Below are 22,680 nucleotides of genomic sequence, written 5' to 3'. Positions count from 1 at the left end.
AGAGATAGTATTATATCGTCATAAACGTTATATACTATCTCTTATTATAGTGTATTTATATTAACCCCCACCTTAATTTTCCTAACCGATTCTTTTTCCCGTCATTAATAATAGATACTACTTTTTGTGAAGGGGCGATATTATAGCTCGGCATGAATAGGTCCTCTTCCATAGAATATTCAATATCAAATCGGTCTATCAGTGATTCAAAATCTGTAAAAAGCGTATATCTTCCACTCACAACTATCACCTACTTTGTTCTTTTTCAATAGTATAAATTAGTGACTCCAATTGTGGTAATGATACGTTTAAATATTTTATATATACTGCTGTGTTAGTTGTGATGATTGTTATCGGAATTCATATGGTTTGTCTTAGCAGAAAGATAAACAAATATAATATTGACTCAAATTTACCCATCTACCTAAGGTAATAGGTTGTAAGTGTTTTAATATTGCTATAGATTTATTAGTTCCTAAATTGTACCATAAAAGTAGTTTCAAAAAGACACCTTAAATATGCCAGGAAGGATTAAACGCTTACTTATAGAATTAGTTGATGTGGGGGTTAATCAATTTTAGATAAAAGTAAAATAAATTGGAGTTGGACTGAAAAGTGAAGAGTAAAAATGAGCTTAAGAATATTACATCTGATGTAATTACGACTGGGATACCTACTGATATAACAAGTTTAATCGAAGTCTTACCGACAGATTTACAAACAGTGCTTTCACTTGCTCTTCCAGCGTTGGCATGTGTATATAACTCATTTAACAGAGTTGAAAATGAGAAGATTACAAAAAAAGATATAGAAAAAATAGAAGTATTCGTTGGTGATTTGAAAAGTGCAATGGAACAACGTCAAATTCAAGAACTACAACACTTTACAAATTTGGACTTTCCGATTGAGATGTATTCAGTTGTAGAGGAAATCATTAAAGAGGCGGTAAATGCAAAAGGAAAATGGTTAAGAAAACTTGCTGCACATTTTGTAGTGATAATTGGAAGTGTAGATCATCCAAGTTATCAAGCAGGCAAGCAATTTTGTCTTGATATAATAAAGGAATTGAACGAAAACGATTTAAAGTTGTTATTATTATATGAATTAACCAGAGAAGGATCTTTTAATTGTGGAGTCGATTTTGAAAAAAGGCAGCGTGATATAGAGAAAGTAAAGACAGAACTAGTAAATGATACGAATGTTTTTGCTCATACGATTTTAGTATCTTCTAAAAAGCTAAGTAGATTAGGTTTAGTGATGTCGGAAACATCTATGACTCCTTACGATGATGATAAAAATGGCAATAAAGATGGTATGATTGATAATTTCATTAGTCTCAACAGAATTGATGAAACAGCTTATTATTCTCAATTTAAAAAGTATGTAAATGGTTTTATTCCTTAACAGTTTGAAATAGCCATTGCAATGGTATAGGAAGATTTTATATGCTGGAAGTGGAATTAAAAAGTGTTTGACAAAAGAGCACTAGAAAATAAATAAAATGTACCAATAGGACTTTGGAGAGAAGGTAAATCGTGGCGGGAATATTTTATTGGTAAAATTGTTAAGAATTGAACGAAAAGGTGTAAGTGTAGGTTTTTCTGCGGGGACAATATTACGTTTGGAGCAGGTAAGGTTAGCACAAGCCTGAATCAGTTGATCTTCAACATTCTAGGAAGCTATGCGCAATTTGAGCGTGATTACTGTCGGGAAGGTTTGCAGACTTAATACCACGTATTAATTAGTGAATAACGATAACTAGTCGTATTAACAATAATATCCAACAAGGAATTAGCTGATGATAATCTATTATTTTCTACGAAGATGTAGTGAAAGAACTTTTAATATCAACAATAGATGGGGGATTACCTTTGGAAACCTTTGAGCCAGTAGTAATAGACGAAAAAATTAACAAAGTTCTTATAAAGGCATTTAAGAAAGTAACCCATACCTGATGGTGAAGTCTACCACGAATTGACAAATACTGAATTAGTATCTCTTCAGTATGATATTGAAATTTGCAAAACTATATTATCTAAGAATAAATCAGAGTACAAGAAATCCGATTGGGAATTCATAAGAAAGTGCCTATTTCATAGAAGCCTTAGGATTTCTCTTTGGGAACAAGGAATTGGTGACATTGACGGTATGATAGTATTGAAAAACGTGACCGAGCACAACGATTGATTTGAGATGATTTCATAAAAGCTCCCCCTTGTGGTCCTTTTTGTCCAAAATGATTATTCAATAATATTGAATCCACCCACTAATTAGGTAGGTGGATTTTAATGTTACTATGGACTTATTATTTACCAAATTGTACTATAAATATAAAGGTTAAGGTCCTTTATGAAATGGGAGGGGAAGTTAAGTGGTTAATTTCGGAAAAAAATTAGGCTCAGTAGCAATTAAGAAAAAAGTAAATCCTTTGGAAATCTATGATTCTTTGGACAGAGCATCTGACAAGGGTCCTCTCCGTCCAGTACAAAGAGAAATTTTAGAAAAATGGTATAATGACCGTTTTGATGAAAAAGATTTAATTTTAAAACTACATACAGGTCAGGGAAAGACGTTAACTGGCTTATTAATGTTACAGTCTCGACTTAATAAAGGCACTGGACCTGCCATTTATTTATGTCCAAATAATTATTTAGTAGAACAAACCTGTATACAAGCAGAGAGTTTCGGTTTCAATTATTCGAAATACAATGGTGAAATTCCTGATGATTTTATTGATGAAAAGGCAATTCTAATTACAAGTGTCCAAGCCATGTTTAATGGTCTATCAAAATTTGGAATAGGCAGAAAATATACAGAAGTTTCTACCTTTCTAATGGATGATGCACACGCATGTATTGACGCGATAAAGGAAGCTTGCAAAATTGAATTAAAACAAGGTAGTGCTCCTTACCAGGAAATCCTTGAACTTTTCGGTCCAGAAATCGAAAAGCAAGGAGTTGGTACATATGCTGATATTTTAAGACAAGAATATGATGCATTCTTAACTGTTCCTTATTGGGATTGGCAGGAAAAGCATAATGATGTAGCAAAAATATTATCTAAATATACTTCATTAAATGAAGTGAAATTTGCTTGGCAAATAATTAAAGATATTCTTAGAGACTGTGATTGCTATATCTCTGGGAATAAGCTTGAAATAATACCTTATTCAATTCCATTAAATCTGTTTGGCTCTTACGTATACTCAGATCAACGAATATTTATGTCAGCAACTGTGAGTGATGATTCATTTTTAATTAAAGGATTGGGACTAAATGCTGAAACAATTCAGAACCCACTTTGTATTGATGAAGAGAAGTGGTCGGGAGAGAAAATGATGCTCATACCAAGCTTAATAGATCCTTCTCTAAATCGAAGCGAAGTGGTTGCTATGATGGCTGTCCCTATGAAGAAAAGAAAATACGGAGTAGTTGCTCTTACACCCGGCTTCAAATGGACTAAAGACTGGGGAAAATATCACTCAATAATAGCTGATAAAAAAAACATATTTAAAGAAGTAGAGAAACTTAAAAATAAGGAATATGAAAATACACTTGTAATTGCAAATAGGTACGATGGTATAGATTTACCCGATCACACTTGTAGAGTATTAATTCTTGACTCAGCACCACACTTTGACTCGCTTTATGATAAATACATCGAGAATTGTAGAAGTAATAGTGATATTACTTTGATAAACAAAGCACAAAAAATCGAACAGGGACTCGGAAGAAGCGTAAGGGGAGAAAAGGACTACTCTGCGATTGTTTTAATCGGAACTGAATTAATCAAACTTATACGTTCAAAGAAGACAAGGGAATATTTTTCAGCTCAAACAAGGATGCAAATTGAACTAGGATTAGAAATAGTAGAATATGCAAAGGAAGATATTAAAAATGGTGCTAATCCTGTTACTTCTTTTAATGGATTAATTAATCAATCAATTGATCGAGACCAAGATTGGAAAGAATTCTACACTCAAAAAATGAATACAATTAGTACAAATGATTCAAAGATAGATATTCTTCATATTTTTTCAATGGAAAAAGAGGCAATTAAAGAATATATGTTAGGAAACTATAAAAAATCAACCTTAATAATTCAGGAATTAATTGATAAGTATATTAAAGATTCTGAAGAAAAAGGATGGTACTTACAAGAAATGGCGAAATTTATGTACCCATTTTCTAAAACTGAATCAAATAAATTACAAGTTATTGCGCATAAAAATAACAGATATCTTTTAAAGCCGAAAAATGGAATGGAGTTTTCTAAGATATCAAAGATAAGTTGGAAGAGAATAGAAAGTATTAAACAAAAATTAGAAAACTATAATGATTATGAAGAACTTCAAATTGATTTAAATAGTACATTAGATAAATTAAGATTGAGCGTAAAAGCTGATGACTTTGAATATGCGTTTAATGATTTGGGGAAGTACTTAGGATTTCTAACTGAACGTCCTGACAAGGAATGGAAGGAAGGTCCGGATAACTTATGGTTACTTGGAAGTAATGAATATTTTTTAGTTGAATGTAAAAACCAAGTCGATATATCTAGAAAAGAAATAAATAAAGAAGAAACAGGTCAAATGAATAATGCTTCAGCATGGTTTAAAAAGAATTACGGTGATGTGAAAGTAAATAGGGTTTTAATTATACCTACAAAAACAGTTAGTAGAGCTGCAGGATTTACAGAAGAAGTAAAAATAATGAGGGAGCCTAATTTAAGGAAGTTAGTTAATAAAGTAAGAGATTTTTACTCAGAATTCAAAACCTCTGATTTTAATAGTCTTTCTGAAGAACAGATACAAACACATCTTAATACACATCAATTGTCTGTTGAAGATTTGATCAATAATTATTTGGAGGAACCAAGAATTTATAGATAAACATAAAAATGTTACTTATGTGTGTTAAAATAACATCTTTATTGTGATTAGTAGACCTCTACCAGGTAGTCAGTTAGGCCATTTGTGGACCTCGCAAAGTCAAGTCCAGTTGGCCATCTTCTTTAAATTCACCGCAGTGAAAGTATGTATCACCTAATATAGAAAAATTTTTCAAATACCCTTAACGTTGCCCAAAGCATGCGATACTTTTCCATTGCATCTGCGAATACATTGGATAACCCTTGTAGTGCCGTTGTGAATAACCTAAATTCTGTGGGGTATGGGGGTATCTACTAATGGTCTGTCACACGAGGGATGAGTACGGTGTGAGGCGTTAATAAACATGAAGTGTTCAATACTTATAAAAATATAATCGACCACCCTAAATGTGGTGGTCGTTAATATTTATAGAGAGTTCAATATTCCCTTGTGATTATTCTTCGGTGAATTCACATCACTAGAAACAGCATAAGCCTCCATAAGCCCACCTACTGACCTTCTTTAGGGCCCTCTATTTTGGGGATTCTGCTCAATTTATCGTCATTTTAATTCTTCATTCTTTTTATCCTTAAAGTATTTTTTCAAAGCTTCTCGATACGTAAAGGATCTCTCACGCTTCGGAATCGAGTTGATTTGTTCTATTAACTCGCGATCAAACTCCGGATTTAGCTTGGCAGAAATATGAGTAGTGGTGTCTTTTTCAGTTTCCATACTATTTCCCTCCATTTAGTTTCGTTGAAAAGCTATACAAATAAATGCAATGTGAACAAAAACAACTTTAATGATGTTCAAAATCCTAATATTTTTTGTTAAATTTTATGAGATACTTGTTTTTACTTAAACTGCTTCTCCGACTTCACGAAGAATGTTTAGAAATAACGGCGATAACTGAATTAAAACATATCCTAAGCCTGCATTCATGATAGTTTGCCACGCCTTTTCGGAGTTACCTATCATGAAGAAGAAACAGCCGCCAATCATAATGACACTTGCTATTGGAAAACTAATTGCTACCATTATTTGAACTAATGGATCTAGTACGTTTGCTAACATTTCAAGTGAAGTATCGGCGATAAATCCAGTAGGAATCATATCAGGTTTGGATGTTAAGTTAACGGGAAAAGTTGAGGATTGGGCGAGTAAATTGACTGGTTCAATAATTGGTGTAGTTACTGGTGAATTTACGGGGATAGATGTGGAAGTATAAGTTTCTTGGGTGTTTAGAGAGTATATTGAAAGTCCGATGGCTGCCGTTGTTGGAACTAATGAAGCACATATAACCGCTTTATTTGTTGCATAAGCATCGCCAGGAACACGGTGACTAAAATCTGTATACTCAGATTCCGGAACTACCTCAGTTTTAGTCTTCTTATTAAACACGTTTTTTTCCTCCTCTTATTTAATGTCGTCAATAGTATAGACTTTCACCTTTAAACTCTCACAAGCCTTTTCTAATTGCTTCCTACGGTGTTCTGTCGTAGTTATCCATACAAGTGTTGGATGATATCCATATTGTTTCACAAGGCTTCCTAAAAGATCTTTGTAACGGATTATTTTAGTGCGATTCTCTTTCATCGTTTGCAAATTGTCGACTTCTAAAAAGTGATAAAATCCATTTCTAGTGAAAACTGCATCAGCGACAACTGAAGCTTTTCCATTCGAAATTTTGATCTCGTTTTTCCAATCTCTCGGACATTTATAAAACAACCAAAACTGATTCCTCATAATAGTATGCTGCACATGATTTCCTTTTTTTCGTATCTTGTCACAATCCACACAGTCACGACCAATTTTAGATAAATAATAAATAGTTTGATATCCTTTACGAATGCTCATAAGGTGCTCCGATAAGTTTCGTAAAACATAATTAGTGTTACGAACCGTGCCTAATTTAAAGTATTGATTGAGTTGATCACGTGTCATGAAGTCAAATTTCTTCAAAAGTAACAGTATCTGTTCCTCTCGTTGACTCAACTGTTTCACTATCACGATTTACCTCCTTCTTCTGAATGTGTGGAAGGATAGTAGAGTGAATGATTTCGGGTGTAATTAATGGAGTTTGTAGAACTTCACGTTTATCTGCTGTCTGATAGATAGCTCTACCTCTAATCTGTGGAAGGCTTTCGGCCCCTATTTCATCTAATACAACTCTTGAAGCTGTTGCCGATTGTACTCTAAAGGATAGCTTTGCATCGGAATTCTGTTTAACTTGTCGCGGTATAACGTCACCAGTCGGGTATTGAGTTGCTACAATTAATCTAAACCCTAATCCAGCACCTAAACGGGCAATTTGTGACATGTAAGTTTGGCATTGTCGCTTCAATTTCTTTTCTTCTAAAGTAACTGCTTCAAGCGGATTTAATTCCCCAACTTCATCCACAATTACAAAGTAACGTTCCTTAATATTTGCTTCTTGCACGTTTTTCTTACCTAAAAACCTTACTTTCCTTTGTATTTCTCTCATTTGGTGATAAGCATTTTCTAAAGTCTTTAACGCTTCTTCTGGCTCGTATGCAAAAGAAATAGTTTGTTTTATTTTTTCATAATCACAAAGCTCAATTCCGCCCTTTAAGTCAATATGAAAGAAATGGACGTTCTCAGGTTCACTTAATAGCAAGCTGTTAATTATAACGTTTATTGCGTTGCTTTTACCGTACCTTGTAGCGCCACCTAAAACTAAATGAGGGATTTTTTCAAAGTCATGATATTTAAATTCATTCTGCTTACGAGTAATACCAACAGGAAACTTCCAACCTTCACCGATAATAAAAGGTACTTCAGTAGGCAGTGGATTGTCATATACACGAATAATTAACAAGCCATCGTAATCAAGTTCAATTTCTTTCGTTTCTGTTAGCTTTTTCTTCCACAGTTCTTGCAGTTGCAGAATGATATTTTTGTCAAAATATAGCTTCTTTAAATCAGCAAATTTAATTCGTTTTCTTCTATTATTTATCCCATCTTGTAAAACATCTATTATGTTTAAATATTCATTGAAGCTACGTCCAAGAGGAATGCGATATTTGTATTCCCAGCCCCAATCATGCTGTTTCTTTCGAATTAATTGAGTTGTAAGCGTATCTTTACCATCCTTTACATTTAATCCGCTCAGCGAGATAATTCGCTGTAATTTTCCGCTTTCATTAGTCGAGAATCCTTGCTTTTTAACGAAGGCTTTTAAAGCAATTCCACCCATAAAAGTTGTAGTCAGAATTTCAAATATCATTTTACATCTCCTCCTTGAATTGAAATCGCCACGGGGTTCTCTTACGTAGTAAGAGTTGCACTAATCGGGAAAATAAAAATTGTTACCAAATGTTAGATATTAAAGGGATTTGCTATTTCCAAGTAGAATGAATGGGGTAGAGATTAAAAATGAATTCAATCAGGAAAGCTATCTAGTTGCATCATATTACAATAGTTGTAAAAATATATCTTGTCCTTCAAAATATTTTTACATTCATTGTAACGACGGAGGGTATGTATGTGGTTCGTGAAATAGAAATTAAATTACAACGATTGTTATTAGATCACAAAATGACTTATCAAGAACTATCTAAATTAACTGGGCTATCCACACGAGCTATCTCTGATATGGTAAACAACAAACAGGAGAGAATATCAAAGGAAGCGATTTGCAAAATTGCGGATGTTTTTGAGGTAAAGGATATACGTGAGATAATTGATTTTAAAATTGAAAGTAAATAATGCATGGCCATTTGTTAGAGAAAGTAAAAAGCTCAACCACATAAATTGTGGAAAGGCTATGATTTTTACATATTAGATCATTTGTCAAAAAAACATGGAATTGAGGGTTTTTGAAGGAATTTTAATAAAAAGAGAGAATTATTATTGAGAACAGGAGAAATTACCGTAATAGCTATATTTAGCGATTTACTAAAGCTTGAACCGTCCTTAAGGTTCTATAAATGGCAACAAACATGGATATAGAGGTGTATTATGTCAGGACAAACTTCAAGATATGGGTTTCGGTTTCAGGATTTGTATTTATTAGACCAGGTTTTTATTGATATTGCCAATCAAAAAAATGGTGAAATTGCTGAGAAGACACAAAATGAAAAAAAATTTGGTGTCGAAGCTCGTACACCAGTTACAGGGACAACTGACTGGGACATACTTGTTATTGATGATGAGGAGCATAATGTTTTAGAAGTGAAAAGTGGGGCTGTTGCTCAAAAAGATAGAGTAAGTTTTTGGCTACGAATTCGAGAAGAAATTTTTCAAGCAGATAAAACACGAAGTTCTATCTCTCCGGGATTAGTTATAAACTCAGATAATTTACCAGTTGCTCTACGGGCTTGGCTAGATCTAAGTGAAAGAACCAATTTTGTTGATAATACTAAATGGGATGTCCCCACTATGCCTCCAAAACGTGTTTCAACAGAAACGCACTTGATTAAAGAGGCTCTCTATTGGATTTGTTCAGCCACAAGTTCAGGAACAAGAGTTTTGGCAAGTAAAGTTTCCAAAGAAATAGCGTTATCTGTACTGCTTCGTTTTAAACTTTATCAAGTATCCGGTAAGGATTTGGAACGGAAGATAGAATCGATGATCGAAAGGCTGACATTTATTTCAGAACCTTCTGTTCTACGGCAACAGCTAGAAGGTTGGGTATCAAACTGCGCTACCAGTGAGGCCGACAAAATTCATCTATTTACGGTTCCTCAAATGATCCGTGAAATAAAATTATTAGAAAAATTTTTAGAGCAAGATCCTGAGGTCCTCCGTCTTGCCAAATTACTAAAGAATGAATATAACCTTAGTTGTTTAAGTAGCTGGGAAAGCAAATTTTCGGAAAAAAAGGGCCTACAGTTAAAATCATTAAAAGAAGTACAGTATAGTTTTTTTAAGATTGATTGGCATAAACAACAACAGTCGATCGCCCTTTTATCGGATGCTGGGTATGGGAAATCACGAACTTTATATGAGCTTTATAAACAATTAAACCAACCACACTCTATTAAGTTTGACATAGTCTCGTTAATTACCGAAGATCTTTCTGATTATCTAGTTGGGGAGAAAAAATCTGTGCTTTTGAGTGCAATTCTTTTATTAGTTGATCTGGCGGTCTTAAGTGACAAGCGGCTGCTACTTCTTGTCGACGGATTAGACCAAATTCCAAAACCACAACGTACTGTTCTATCATCCCTATTGCAAATAGTTAGCCAACGTCAAGGTTTTTTGGGTGTGGTCGCTAGTCGTAAGGTAGATTGGAACGAACAAGGTAAGCTAAAAGACAATTTGCGTACATGGCAGAAGCAATTTTTGGCTGAATGGCCCGAAACCGTTGTTAAATCAGTACTAAATCAACATGGTATTAAACGGAATCTTAGCAAAGGGATTATAACACTACTTGGTATTCCCATTTATCTTGATATTTTTATCCGAGTATTTAAAAACCCAGCCACTAAGGATGAGGAATATTTGCAAACAAGGCACGGACTATTAAGGGCTTATTGGGAACATGTTATCCTTAATGAACAACGGGTACAGAGATGGAGAGTTATAAAAGAGGCTTGCGAGCAAATTTCGAAAAAAAATTATTGGATTCCATCTGGGCAAATTGATGTTGGAATTCTAGAGTTATTAGTATCATCTGGGTTAATCATCCGGGTGAACGCCCGGGCACGTTATGATTTTCGCCACTCTCTGTTAAGAGATTTTTCCATTTCCCAATGGATACTTGAAGAAAGTGAGGAAAACCCAAAGAAAATTATTTCAAGCTTAGATGCTATTCAATCCTCAGCAATTATTCGGTTTGGAGCTGAAAGGGCCCTATTAGAAGCTATTTCCGACGTAGAAAAATTCTCTCCTACTAGTTGCACAGTTGAAGAATACGTTTTCCAAGCAAATGATCTTAAAAAAGAGTCAATTGCACGGATTCTAGGAGGACTGAATCCTAATCCGTCAATGAATATTGATACATGGATTAAAAAACCCGAACCTATCTTCGTTGATTCACTAATTCGTTCAGCCCAATACCATTTGAACAGTAACTGGGCTACTATATTTTCATCTTGGCCATCATCAAAAAATTGGGTTGAACAACAAACTTGGATTGGTGATTGTACACTAGCAAGGCTTTCTGATTATCTTGAAGTAATAGATAATAGTCAACATATTCATTCACAAAAAGTTACCGAACAATACCGATTAATTGGAAATGTCATTTTGGAGTGGGCAAGGGCAGCTAAATTTCAATCTGAATTGAGGAAAAATGATTCCTGGCTGATAATGCACATAATACCCACTGTCTGTAAATGGGCAAGTCTTGAAGGAGCGATTGACTGGCTGTGTGAAGAAATACTTAAGAGCACACGGCGGACAAGGCACACGTCACTTGAATCCTTAGTGTTACTTGCTCATAGAATTCAAACCGAAAATCAAGACTATGACAAGGTTTTGGGAGAAATGTATTGCAAGTTAATAGGTTTATCCCGCGATGGAGATTTACCTTGTTTGGACGAAACGATAGCTTCTGATAATATGCTTCAGTATTATGTAGTTGATTGGTCTTTAATTGGTACCCATAGTGTGAAATTTCTTCCATTGGTCGAACAAATGCCAAACATTTTTTTCCCAATTATCTTAGATCTACTTTTAGCCATGCAATTAAATGAGAATTATATTGCTTCATATCGTAAAGGCTCAGAGGTGGAGACAGATCTAGGTAAAAAGCTACTGGATGACAAATTTTACGCTTATTATTGGAATGGTGCTTATGAGGATGATATGGAAATCAAACTGATCAAAGGGGTTCATCAGCGTTTAAAAAATTGGTTGACGACAATACCCGAGATGTTAATGGTCCAGATTATGAAATACTTGTTAGATTCACCATTGGCTAGTATTCGAATCTTATTATTACAGCTTTTTTTGGAGGAGAAAAATGGTGATAAACTTTTCTCTGTTATAAAAGAAATTACCCTAGATGAACGAGTTTACCATGTTTGGGGAAGCCATTATTGGTTGGGACGTACATTACGAACCATGTGGAGTTTCCTTAATGAAGAAGAGCGAGAACAGATTTATAACATTTTGCTTAAGGTGTCTCAATCGTCTTACGTAAATGGTGTGTATGTAGCAGGCGTTCTTTTGTCCTCTATATCTTCTTCTAATGATCGTGAAGAGTTAAAAACTATTCTTAAAACCTTTCACGAAGAGGGTTATTACACAATGGATAAAGATCCTAGATTAGAAATGGATGAAGTTAGCTGGAAGGATGTAGATGTAACTAACAATAAACGCTACGTCTTAAGGGCAGTTGGAGAGTGGGAAAGTCCAATTGATAAAGAGTTAATGGTTAAATTTTATGAGGTGATGAATGAGCTTGATCATTCAGATAAATTGCCTGCAGTTTCCACTGTCAATTGTGCTATCATCCTCCTTGAAAAAGTGTTACCTGCTATTTCTGCATCCCTGAGTCAGTTAATAAATAATTCCTGGCCAATTAGGCAGATGCAAATGTTGTTAAAAACCTATGAAGAGATACGCGAACTTGAAGAGAATCGGGCAGAATTGCTACCTATCCAAAGTGAAATGATCTATACTATGGCAGAAATTGCTACGGAATTACTGCAGTATAGTACACTGCCAGAGACGCCAGAAAACTTTTCAAAAGGACAAAGTATTATGATTCCCGGGGATTCTTGGACACAAAGCTTGCGTTTACTTGATCAGGTGATGACTGAGGACTCACTCCGAAATAGGGATGATCTATTCAATATTGCCTATGCTGAAATACAAAAAGTATTTAGCAAGGCTCTCCCGTATCCACAATGCCTATGCATAATCGAGTTTCGAGCGTGGCATTGGTTTCGAAAAGACAAGCAAAGAGTGGAGTTATTAGAGGAAATTATTCTTGGTGACAATACGACAGGACATGCCCTCAGTTGGAGTATTAGCATTTTAAAGTATTTTCCTGACTACCAATTCGATCGAATAATGAGAGTATTACTAAGTAAAAAGTCGATAACTTATATTGATAAGTTCTTAAATATGCTTGGTAAATTTATTGGCTATCGGGCAATGTCCACTAATCATAAAAATGCATGCTTATTAGCAGGGAATTTAATTGATGACATTACATCCAAACTTTCTGAATTTCCGTTACTAGATGACAAAAAGAATCGAGTCGATTTCATGAATGGATTGGCTTTCGGGTTAAAAGAAGTAGCTAGTATTTCTGCTAGTAACAATAATCTTGCATACGAATATGGGAATTGGCTGCTTAATTGTTGGGAAATAATCAAAGATGAGGATTATTATTGGGATAAAAATTTTATACTGTTTGCCATGCATTGGATTGTAAACCCTAAAAAAGAAATAAAAATAAGCAACCTCTCAGTATGGTGGCAGTCGATATATCCGATGTTAAAAAGAGTAGTGTCCGATGGTGCACGACGAGAAGTAAATACGATAATCTTTAATATTAGTAGAAACAAGATTGAAATGGTTAAAGCAGCAGAAGGTATTAAGCTCATTAGTTTGTTTATACAAAGAATTCTTACTCACCCAAACGAATTGGATGATACAAATCCCCAAAAAAATGATTGGAATTCATGGAGAAAAATTGCTGATTATGCAGCCGAAGTTATTCAATCTATTTCAACCAGGGTAGAATTGAGTATATCTGAAAAAGAGCAATGCTTTGTTCTTCTAACCAAGCTAGCCAACCAGCCGATTATGTCAACGGAAGCTGCAAGAATAATCATTCTTTTGCAAGCGGACATAGAATAAGGGAAGTCACAAAATAGGGCCCTCGGTCTTTTAGAACAGGGCTCTATTTGTGTTCCTAAAAAAGATGGAATGAAAACTCGCGAAACTCAATAACATCATCACGATTTTTTGATGAATGAGTTCTCTAGATGCTATTTCAACCAATTAATTTTAACCCTATAAAAACACCCCATGAATACCCCCATGAATACCCTAATTTTAAATATATAAAATGAAATCACATGATCAAAAAAATCTAAAATTACCTTTAAATATAGGTTTTCATGGACTGTATGATATTAAAAAACAGGTAGGTATATCATCCGTACAACTGTTCATCTGTGGGAACCAAACCATAGCTATAATAGAAAAACTGTGACCACTATTTTTTGTTTTTATATATATAGATATGAACAGTATCAATATGAAAGCCTAATTAAACGGGGGAATAGAAGATATATTTGTCCCCATTTTTAACGTTGAGTGATGGGCGTCATGATGTAATAACATCATCGAACGGGAGCGGAGATGGTTCATCGCTATGGTCCGTTATCTCCTCAAAAAATGATTTGGAAGAAAATGAGCATACAATTTGGAAGTAGTTAAAAAATAGAATGGTATAAAGCCACCTACTCTGTATAGAAGATGGCTTTCTTTTATTTCACTTTTAAAGAAGACTGTTGTTTTTCTTGTTCAACTTTCGAGGTTTATATTTTTTCTGAAATAGAAAACATCTGAAGAAAAAAATAATTTTTCTAGAAAAAACGTTGATTATATTTATTGCTCTGGTATGATGATATTAATTCAAAAAACATTAATAGCCAGGAGGTAGCCTTATGAACAATGAAATAGGTCAAATTATTAGGGCACAAAGAGAGTCAAGAGGATGGAGTTTAGATTATTTATCGGAGCAAATAGGTACGAATGTCTCTGGATTATCAAAGATGGAGAATGGTTATCAAAAAATTGATAGTGAAATGCTTATTCGAATTTCAGATGTTCTCAATACAGGGTTGGATGATTTACTAAATCGCAGAAACAGAAACAGAAATAAAATAGAACATCATGTCTTTAAAATGGGTAAAGCCGAGAGAATAGCAGAAAATTTGCTACAAGTATTGATTCAATATAATACAGCAAAACAGGAAGCATTCGGTAATCATACATTAAGTAACCATGTCAGAAAAATATTGAAGAGTGATGTGTATGATGAAGCGGGGTTAGATCCAAAAGCGTATCATGTAGTTGGCTCTGTCGGGCAGGGACAATGGGCGGAAATACCATGGTTATCGATATTTATGCGAGATATTACGATCTCAGCAACGAAAGGTTATTATATCGTTTATTTATTTAATGCAGATGGAAGTGGTGTATATGTCAGCTTAAATCAAGGATGGACTTATTTTAAGGATAAGTATGGAACGAAGAATGGCGTTGATATGATTAAGCGGACTGCAGGTATTATGCGGAATAAATTGCACACGATTCCTAGCGATATGCAATTATTATCAATTGATCTAAAAGGACGTGGTCCATTAGCAAAGGGCTATGAATCAGGACATATATGTGGGAAGTATTACGATGTTAATGATTTTCCAAGTTCGGATAAGATAGTGACAGATCTCTTGAGCTTGATCAACGTATACATTGAAATTAATCAGATAAAGGGTGTTCGTGAAGTAGGTGAGTTGAATGACTATTTATTACTAGAAGAAGATGGTTTATTTATCGAAAACTCTGAGAGTGAGGAGAGTTTTCAAAAAGAAGTACAGTCGCAGGCAAGTGAAGATGGATTGAAAAATGAACTAGAAGATCGAAAACTTCCACGACGATTACCTGTTCGAAGTAGAGAAGGAAGAGAATCGTATTCTAGACGTTCTTTTGTCTCGGCTGAAGCAATAAAGGAAGCAGGATTTAGCTGTATTATAAACGGGACTCATAAAACATTTACTTCAAAAGCAACACTTCACCAATATGTGGAGTCTCATCATATCGTCCCTATGTCAAAGCAAGATCAGTTCGAATATGAATTAGACCAAACTGCTAATATTGCGGCATTATGCCCTAATTGCCATCGTCTTATTCATTTAGGAACAGACATGGAACGTGAAGATATCTTAAGACAGTTATACCTACAAAGAAGAGACCGATTAGAAAATATAGGTATTGAAATTACGTTTTCTCAGTTAAAGCTTATGTATGGGTTTTACCCATGATTATTAGGTCCAAATAAGCTAATTAATGAAGAACATACCATGCTGAATTGTGTTTTACACTACAATAAAAACATAGGGAGAGAAATAATGTGACGATACCAGCTGGTTATTTAGTATATCACCCAAAAAGAGAGTGCCAAAATTTTAATAATACAGTTGTTCATTTTGATAAACCCAAACATAATCAAGATCCTTATATTTGGAACAAACAATTTTTACACTCAACATGTCATATAACCCAAATGAGGACAGGGGTAGGGCAAATAATATTTTGGGTTAGTGGGGATACATTCCCTCACTTTACCAATTTATATTGTGATCTGGTTTTTGTTGTTAAAGATAAATTTTTTTGGGAAGACAAAAATAAAATTGAATTGAATGATAAACTCGTTGATAGTGAGAATGCTTATAAAGATCATTATTACCACGTACCTATCGATCATCCTTATAAGAGAAGAAGACGATATACTCTAAAGGCTGACGAGTTAACCAGCTTTCAACCTCAAAGTAGGAAAAGTGGAGAATTAGTTGATTTATTACCGATCCTAATTGGTCAAGGATATTCATTAAATCATCTTCATTCGTCATTTAAAGCAGGAAGAGGATCTAAACCTATCCCATTAGAAGATAAATCCATAGTTTTAGAGATATATAACACTATTGAAAAACAGTCGAATAATAAACTGTTTGGAAAGCATTTAGAACAGATTCGAATTCAAAATCCTCAATTGCAGAGTCCTTTGTAACCTTTAATAAATTTCTTATGTGAAATTTGACGAGGACTTTAAATGTAGTTAAACATGTTACAAAGCGGAGGACTTATGAGCGCCATGGTGCAATGACAAAAAGAAATAATTTCATCATGATTATTTCAATAGCACCTCTTCAAGAGGTGCTATTTTGCCCTTATTAAACTTACCTATTCCTGTACATACGCCGCCATTTTAATTTTTAATAGCCCCAATGTTAGCCCCAAACTAGCCCCAATAACCTGCTTTTAAATGCTTTATTCTGCATTGTAGAAAAAAAGAAAAAAGCCCCGAAACCCCGTGTTATCAAGGTTTCGAAGGCTTTTAATATTACTCTTTGCAGAGCAATAATATTAACGAGAGTAGAACTCAACGATTAGAGCTTCATTGATTTCAGCAGATAGTTCTCCACGTTCTGGATTACGAACGAAAGTACCTACTTTGTTGTCTGCGTTAAAAGATAAGTATTCTGGTACGAAGTTATTAACTTCGATAGATTCGTTTACAACGTCTAGGTTTTGAGATTTTTCACGAAGAGAAATTTCTTGACCTGCTTTTAGACGGTATGAAGGAATATCAACGCGTTTACCATCAACCATAACGTGACCGTGGTTTACTAATTGACGTGCTCCACGACGTGTACGAGCAAGACCTAAACGGTATACAATGTTATCAAGGCGAGTTTCAAGAAGGATCATGAAGTTTTCACCATGTTTACCTTGCATTTTACCAGCTTTATCAAATAATGTACGGAATTGACGTTCGTTTACACCATAAGTGTGACGAAGTTTTTGTTTTTCTTGTAATTGAAGACCGTACTCAGTTAATTTTTTACGTTGGTTAGGACCGTGTTGTCCTGGTGCGTAAGGGCGTTTTTCTAATTCTTTACCAGTACCGCTTAGTGAAATACCAAGACGACGTGATAATTTCCATGATGGACCTGTATAACGAGACATGTATGTCTCCTCCTCTATGTTGGTTTTATTTTTGTTGTAAAATAAGACCAGATGTATTCAGACTAGCAGACATTTTGTTTTCATGTATCATCGCCCTAGCAGCCGAGGGTTACGGGATACACCATCTATAGAATAGAGGAACAAAATGAGCAATCTAGGCCATACAACTGCTGCATTTATTTTACACAAAGTCCATTGTATCTCTATATATAGTAAAAGTCAAACGATAATCTAAACCTAAATAGCAGCAAAAATATAATAGACATAGAATGGATAAATAAGATAAAATATAGTTATATTGAATTATTCGGAACTGTGAAAAAAGTATCATAGTTGCTCTTGGAAAGCTGAGAGGTGAAGTAATGGAAAGCAAAGATAAGATTATCCATCTAAAAAGTGGTATTCTAGATGTTTGGAATGAAAGTGTTTTTACACACCAATCTAGCATTAAATGGTTCGAAGATTTACAAGAAATTTTATTTGATTTTTTTGGTATACAAAAAGCAAAATACTTTATATATGACGCCGAGACGTTTTTGGAACTTTCATGGAATCATTCATTTTCGAAAAAGCTCAATGCTATAAAATGGGCAGAGATTGAAACGTTTTTCTATGATAAAGATTATATCGATGTGCACACACTTCAAATAAAACATTCCTCCGATAATGACGTAGCATTATTATTAAGAGATGTTGAGCGACAACAACCATTAGGATTAATCATAATGGAAACCACGGAAAAATGGAAAGAATTTTCACAAACACCTCAATTAGATGAATTCATAGAAACGATTACTAAATTAGTTAAAACGATTAAAAAGTCAGTATTCTTAACACAACAGGAGAACCAGTATCGAAATTTGTTTAATGTAACGAAAATGTTTAATTCAACATTAGATATCGGTCAAATTTTAGAAGGAACATTACACTCCATTCAATTAGCTTTTCCTAAATTCGAGTCAATACTTATCCTATCAAATGATCAGGAGCGTAAAACGTCTGTTCCTTATAAGTTATTCGATTATACAACAGAAAGAAATACTACAGTTGAAGCATATGTATCAGGTGAAATAACGACAGAATTAGCACAGGACTTAGGTGTTCGATTACTAAATATTCCTATTGTAGGAAAACAAGGAATCTATGGTATTTTACAAATTTCTGCCCCGTTAGATTACTTATTTTCAATCAGACAAAAAGATTTTGCCATTTTGCTTGCTGAAGCAGCAGGTAATGCCTTGGAAAACGCTAAGTTATATATCCAATCCCATCGATTGGTTTCCGATTTACAATTAATAAATGAAACGTCGCATAAGTTAAATATGAATTTATCCTTGGAAGAGATGCTTGTTTTTTTACGAGACCAGTTAATTAAATTTTTCCAACCCGAGCACGTTGGCTTTGTATTTATAGAAAATGATGAATATAAGATTTCATCAGTAAGTACTGATTTATTTCATACGATTGATGGGCAGTTATATATTCAATATGTCACTAATCATTTTAAAACACAGAAGGATTCTATATTTATTGCAGATTTCAATCGTTTAACAGATTTAAAATATGAATACCGTTCTTTAGTGGCCATACCATTAAAAGAACAAAGCAATATTACTGGATTTAGTATTATTATGCATCAGGAACCGTATTATTTTTCCTTTGACAATTACAAGTTAATGCAGTCCTTGATACAACATTCGTCTTTGGCTATTAGTAATTCGACTCTACGAAATAAGTTACAAAAAATGGTGGATCGTGATCACTTAACGAATTTATTCGCTCGTAATTATTTGGATAGATATGTAGAAAAGGCGATGGATACTGATGACCAAGGTGTCTTTGTGCTTATTGATATTGATAATTTTAAAAGGGTAAACGATACTCATGGTCATCAAATTGGTGATGAAATTTTAAAGCAAATAGCAAGAGTTATTCAAGGAATGATAAAAAATAAAGGAATAAGTGCAAGGTGGGGTGGGGAAGAGCTAGCCCTATACTTCTCTCATATGTCACTAGAACAAGGCATAGAAATGTGTGAACAGTTGTTAGTGACCATCCCACAACAGACTAGCCCTTCTGTTACAGTTTCTATTGGTATTTCAAACTGGCACCGAAGCGATGGTTTGAGTTTCAATAATCTTTTCCACAATGCAGATACTGTATTGTATAAGGCAAAAAACAATGGTAAAAATCAATTACGTGTTTATAAGGCATCTCACTCTTCTTGAGGAGGTGCCTTTTCTTTTTTTTATATTCCATGTACACTATATGTAAGCGTTTACAAAAGGGGGTATTTATATGAGTAATTCAAGTTATTCTAAAGAGACATTGTATATTCATAAAGGATATAAAACTGGAAAGCATCAAGATAGCCTTTCAGTTCCACTTTACCAAACATCAACATTTGCATTTGACACAGCAGAGCAGGGAGAGAGAAGGTTTGCTGGAGAAGAGACTGGTGGGATATATTCCCGATTAGGAAACCCTACCGTACAAGTTTTGGAGGAACGGATTGCCACAATGGAGTTAGGGGGAGGAGCACTAGCTTTTGGTTCTGGAATGGCTGCTGTGAGTACAATATTAGTTCACCTTACTAAATCAGGTGATCATGTTCTATGTACTAGAGGAATTTATGGTTGTACGTTCGGACTACTAAAAATTTTAAATGAAAAATACGATATTACGCATGACTTAAAAGCATTAATGACAGAAGAAGAGGTAGAAAATGCAATTAAACCAAATACTACTTGTATATATATAGAAACACCGATTAATCCGACGATGGAGATTGTAGATATAGAACTAATCACAAAAATTGCTAAGAAACATGGAATTCCGGTAGTAGTTGACAATACATTCTCCTCTCCATATTTACAAAACCCGATTGAGTTAGGGGCAGATTTCGTTCTTCACAGTGCTACAAAATATATTAATGGACACGGAGACGTTATCGCAGGGATTTTAGTAGGAAGAGATAAGGAGGAAATGGAGACAATCCGAGGTACTGTTCAAAAAGACTTTGGCGGTATCATTTCCCCATTCGATGCATGGCTATTAATACGAGGTTTAAAAACGTTGCATATCCGTATGGACAGACATTCGGAAAATGCCAGTACAGTATTCGACTTTTTAAAGGCACATCCATCTGTAGAAAATATTTATTATCCTTTCGATAAGGATAATCCTCAATACGATGTAGCGAAGAAACAGATGAAAGCTGGTGGTGGTCTCATTTCCTTTACTATAAAAGGGGGAGTGAAACAAGCACAAAAGCTGATGAATGAACTTAAATTAATAAAAATTGCCGTGAGTTTAGGAGACGCTGAAACACTGATACAGCATCCTTACACGATGACTCATTCGGTTGTACCTGTAAAAGAAAGATTAGAGATGGGTATAACAGAAGGTTTATTAAGACTTTCTGTTGGGCTGGAGAACTCTAGTGATATCGTAGAAGATTTACAGCAGGCTTTATCTAATATGTAATAAATGGAAGGAGAAATCTCCTTCTGTTTTTTTGTGTACGCCTACGTGAGCATAACGTAATTTGTTGGATATAATTCAATCTGAAGGTAGAAGGTGGGGGTGCTTAGGATAGTAATTCTTTGTTTTTATGAAATGAATAAGTTCCCCATGTTAATCTTGTTGTTCCAGAAGTAGATGATTTTGTGTTAGACATTTCCGCGAATAACTACTTTTTGGATATAAAATGCAGAGTTTTAACAGCTAAATTGAAATCGATTTATTAAGTAAGTGGAATGAAAGGAGAAATATAATTGAAGATTGATTATCTTATCTTTGACTCGTTACCTAATAGACTTTTATTAGATAGAATCGTTGAATTGCATACAGATATTTTTGGTGCTTCTGATGATTTAACGAACAAAATGGCAAATAAACCTGGATTATTAGTAATTGCTGCTATGAGTGGTGCAAAAGTTATAGGGTACAAGATTGGATATGCATTAGATGATACTAAATTTTATAGTTGGTTAGGCGGGGTGGCTACTAATTTTCGAGAATTTGGGATTGGTTCTACCATAATGGAAAAACAACACAACTATTTAAGGGGAAAAGGTTATAGTCTTGTACAAACAAAAACAATGAACAGATGGCGCAGTATGTTAGTTTTGAATATAAAAAATGGATTTGATGTCATTGAGACATATACCGATGAAAAAGGATTGCATAAAATTATTCTTGAAAAAAGTTTATAATATAAGCATTAACATTAAAAATAAGAACAGCTTATGGAACATTTTTATTGAAGCAACTTAACTACATTAAAAATAATTTGAAAGAAAGAATTGGAACTTTTTATGCTACATAGAGTCATATTAAGAAAATGACCTTGGAGGTGTATTATGGTTCCATTCAGCATGCGGTCAATTGCCTTTATTGTATTGGGGAGTTTATTTTTTGTATTCACATGGATAATAGAGAGCTATTTTGAACCCCTCCTACTTATAGGTGCAATATGTTTATTAATGGGAGGTATATTTAGTTTTATAGCTATCTTTAAAGAAGAAAAAGGAAGTATGAAATACATATCCGTTATTTCATTTTTTATTATTCTCTTTTTATATACTTGGTTTAAACCATTCGAGATTATTCGAATAATGACCTGGCTTAAAATTATTATTTAATATAGATAGAAACGTTAATTCGAGAAGGATTAACGTTTTTTTTATAGAACTTAGTGTACTAAACAAGGAAATTAGTCTAGTCTGAGTTAATTTTTTGATGAATTAAAGAAAAATATTGAAAGGGGAGTGTATCTTAGAAGCGTTTCTGATGTTTGGAATAATATCTTCACTAATAGCAGGATATTTTTTTAGAAAATAGTACTTAGCGATTCTCTTTTTTCACCCTATCAATTTAACCACTATTTTCCTTAGGTGGTAGTGTAAGTGTCATAGAATAACTTTTAAAAATTAATTCTTAAGATTTGTTTTGGCGGAAATTATAGCTTCTCTCTTTACCTTTTTATTAGAAAATGGAATATTATAACTATTGATAGATTATTAGAGGGGGTTAGAAGATTGTTCCCATTGTTTAAATAGCAACCAATCATTCTTACAAAAATGGAATAAAAAATCGTGGAAGCCTGTAGTTCTTAGAAAAATAAT

16 protein-coding genes are annotated in these 22,680 nt (G+C 34.0%); 10 read left to right on the top strand and 6 right to left on the bottom strand.

The window, feature by feature from the left end:
• Window positions 1-55 precede the first annotated feature (55 nt).
• Window positions 56-241, bottom strand: a complete 186-nt coding sequence (locus MKY29_RS14255) for an SOS response-associated peptidase family protein (RefSeq protein ID WP_340880123.1) — start codon at window positions 239-241, stop codon at window positions 56-58.
• A gap of 374 nt (window positions 242-615) precedes the next feature.
• Between MKY29_RS14255 and MKY29_RS14250 the strand changes: the two genes are divergently transcribed.
• Together MKY29_RS14250 and MKY29_RS14245 are read left to right on the top strand one after the other, a co-directional pair.
• Complete coding sequence (locus MKY29_RS14250) at window positions 616-1,404, top strand: hypothetical protein (protein ID WP_340880122.1); 789 nt, start codon at window positions 616-618, stop codon at window positions 1,402-1,404.
• Window positions 1,405-2,371: 967 nt separating this feature from the next.
• A complete protein-coding gene (locus tag MKY29_RS14245) occupies window positions 2,372-4,891 on the top strand; it encodes a DEAD/DEAH box helicase (protein ID WP_340880121.1) in 2,520 nt (839 codons plus the stop codon).
• A gap of 540 nt (window positions 4,892-5,431) precedes the next feature.
• Here MKY29_RS14245 and MKY29_RS14240 read toward each other — a convergent pair.
• From MKY29_RS14240 to MKY29_RS14225, 4 genes are all read right to left on the bottom strand, one after another.
• Entirely contained in the window at window positions 5,432-5,602 is a 171-nt protein-coding gene (locus MKY29_RS14240) for a hypothetical protein (RefSeq protein WP_340880120.1), read from the bottom strand.
• 126 nt (window positions 5,603-5,728) lie between these two features.
• A complete protein-coding gene (locus tag MKY29_RS14235; RefSeq protein WP_340880119.1) occupies window positions 5,729-6,271 on the bottom strand; it encodes a hypothetical protein in 543 nt (180 codons plus the stop codon).
• A 15-nt stretch (window positions 6,272-6,286) separates the two neighbouring features.
• Window positions 6,287-6,832 (bottom strand): replication-relaxation family protein, encoded by a 546-nt coding sequence (locus MKY29_RS14230; protein ID WP_340880118.1) that lies wholly within the window; start codon window positions 6,830-6,832, stop codon window positions 6,287-6,289.
• Complete coding sequence (locus tag MKY29_RS14225) at window positions 6,819-8,117, bottom strand: FtsK/SpoIIIE domain-containing protein (protein WP_340880117.1); 1,299 nt, start codon at window positions 8,115-8,117, stop codon at window positions 6,819-6,821. The genes MKY29_RS14230 and MKY29_RS14225 overlap by 14 nt, the downstream gene beginning before the upstream one ends.
• A gap of 260 nt (window positions 8,118-8,377) precedes the next feature.
• Here MKY29_RS14225 and MKY29_RS14220 point away from each other — a divergent pair, with 260 nt between their 5' ends.
• The 4 genes from MKY29_RS14220 to MKY29_RS14205 all read left to right on the top strand — a co-directional run bounded on the left by MKY29_RS14220 (window position 8,378) and on the right by MKY29_RS14205 (window position 16,592).
• A complete protein-coding gene (locus MKY29_RS14220) occupies window positions 8,378-8,599 on the top strand; it encodes a helix-turn-helix domain-containing protein (protein WP_340880116.1) in 222 nt (73 codons plus the stop codon).
• Window positions 8,600-8,851: 252 nt separating this feature from the next.
• Window positions 8,852-13,651: a hypothetical protein gene (locus MKY29_RS14215; protein ID WP_340880115.1), complete on the top strand. Its 4,800-nt coding sequence runs from the start codon at window positions 8,852-8,854 to the stop codon at window positions 13,649-13,651.
• Between the two features lie 815 nt (window positions 13,652-14,466).
• A complete protein-coding gene (locus MKY29_RS14210; RefSeq protein WP_340880114.1) occupies window positions 14,467-15,846 on the top strand; it encodes an MrcB family domain-containing protein in 1,380 nt (459 codons plus the stop codon).
• An 89-nt stretch (window positions 15,847-15,935) separates the two neighbouring features.
• Window positions 15,936-16,592: a hypothetical protein gene (locus MKY29_RS14205; protein WP_340880113.1), complete on the top strand. Its 657-nt coding sequence runs from the start codon at window positions 15,936-15,938 to the stop codon at window positions 16,590-16,592.
• A 356-nt stretch (window positions 16,593-16,948) separates the two neighbouring features.
• Here MKY29_RS14205 and rpsD read toward each other — a convergent pair whose 3' ends face one another.
• Window positions 16,949-17,551 (bottom strand): 30S ribosomal protein S4, encoded by a 603-nt coding sequence (gene rpsD / locus MKY29_RS14200; protein WP_090564303.1) that lies wholly within the window; start codon window positions 17,549-17,551, stop codon window positions 16,949-16,951.
• A gap of 362 nt (window positions 17,552-17,913) precedes the next feature.
• Here rpsD and MKY29_RS14195 point away from each other — a divergent pair, with 362 nt between their 5' ends.
• From MKY29_RS14195 to MKY29_RS14180, 4 genes are all read left to right on the top strand, one after another.
• Window positions 17,914-19,779 (top strand): sensor domain-containing diguanylate cyclase, encoded by a 1,866-nt coding sequence (locus MKY29_RS14195; RefSeq protein WP_093496088.1) that lies wholly within the window; start codon window positions 17,914-17,916, stop codon window positions 19,777-19,779.
• Window positions 19,780-19,849: 70 nt separating this feature from the next.
• On the top strand, window positions 19,850-21,037 hold the full coding sequence (gene megL / locus MKY29_RS14190) for a methionine gamma-lyase (RefSeq protein WP_093496087.1): 1,188 nt from the start codon (window positions 19,850-19,852) through the stop codon (window positions 21,035-21,037).
• A 290-nt stretch (window positions 21,038-21,327) separates the two neighbouring features.
• Window positions 21,328-21,768 (top strand): GNAT family N-acetyltransferase, encoded by a 441-nt coding sequence (locus MKY29_RS14185; RefSeq protein WP_241596922.1) that lies wholly within the window; start codon window positions 21,328-21,330, stop codon window positions 21,766-21,768.
• A 147-nt stretch (window positions 21,769-21,915) separates the two neighbouring features.
• Complete coding sequence (locus MKY29_RS14180; RefSeq protein ID WP_093496086.1) at window positions 21,916-22,197, top strand: hypothetical protein; 282 nt, start codon at window positions 21,916-21,918, stop codon at window positions 22,195-22,197.
• Window positions 22,198-22,680 lie beyond the last annotated feature (483 nt).

This window comes from Psychrobacillus sp. FSL K6-2365 (assembly GCF_038003165.1).
Classification (GTDB): Bacteria; Bacillota; Bacilli; order Bacillales_A; family Planococcaceae; genus Psychrobacillus; species Psychrobacillus psychrodurans.
The sequence above is the reverse complement of the archived record's forward strand: the minus strand, read 5'-3'. Positions and strand labels throughout refer to the sequence as shown.

Coding starts and splice junctions, on each gene's coding strand:
- MKY29_RS14240 (WP_340880120.1), bottom strand. CDS start 5,602: ATGGAAACTGAAAAAGACACCACTACTCATATTTCTGCCAAGCTAAAT.
- MKY29_RS14225 (WP_340880117.1), bottom strand. CDS start 8,117: ATGATATTTGAAATTCTGACTACAACTTTTATGGGTGGAATTGCTTTA.
- MKY29_RS14215 (WP_340880115.1), top strand. CDS start 8,852: ATGTCAGGACAAACTTCAAGATATGGGTTTCGGTTTCAGGATTTGTAT.
- MKY29_RS14210 (WP_340880114.1), top strand. CDS start 14,467: ATGAACAATGAAATAGGTCAAATTATTAGGGCACAAAGAGAGTCAAGA.
- rpsD (WP_090564303.1), bottom strand. CDS start 17,551: ATGTCTCGTTATACAGGTCCATCATGGAAATTATCACGTCGTCTTGGT.
- MKY29_RS14195 (WP_093496088.1), top strand. CDS start 17,914: ATGGAAAGCAAAGATAAGATTATCCATCTAAAAAGTGGTATTCTAGAT.
- megL (WP_093496087.1), top strand. CDS start 19,850: ATGAGTAATTCAAGTTATTCTAAAGAGACATTGTATATTCATAAAGGA.
- MKY29_RS14180 (WP_093496086.1), top strand. CDS start 21,916: ATGGTTCCATTCAGCATGCGGTCAATTGCCTTTATTGTATTGGGGAGT.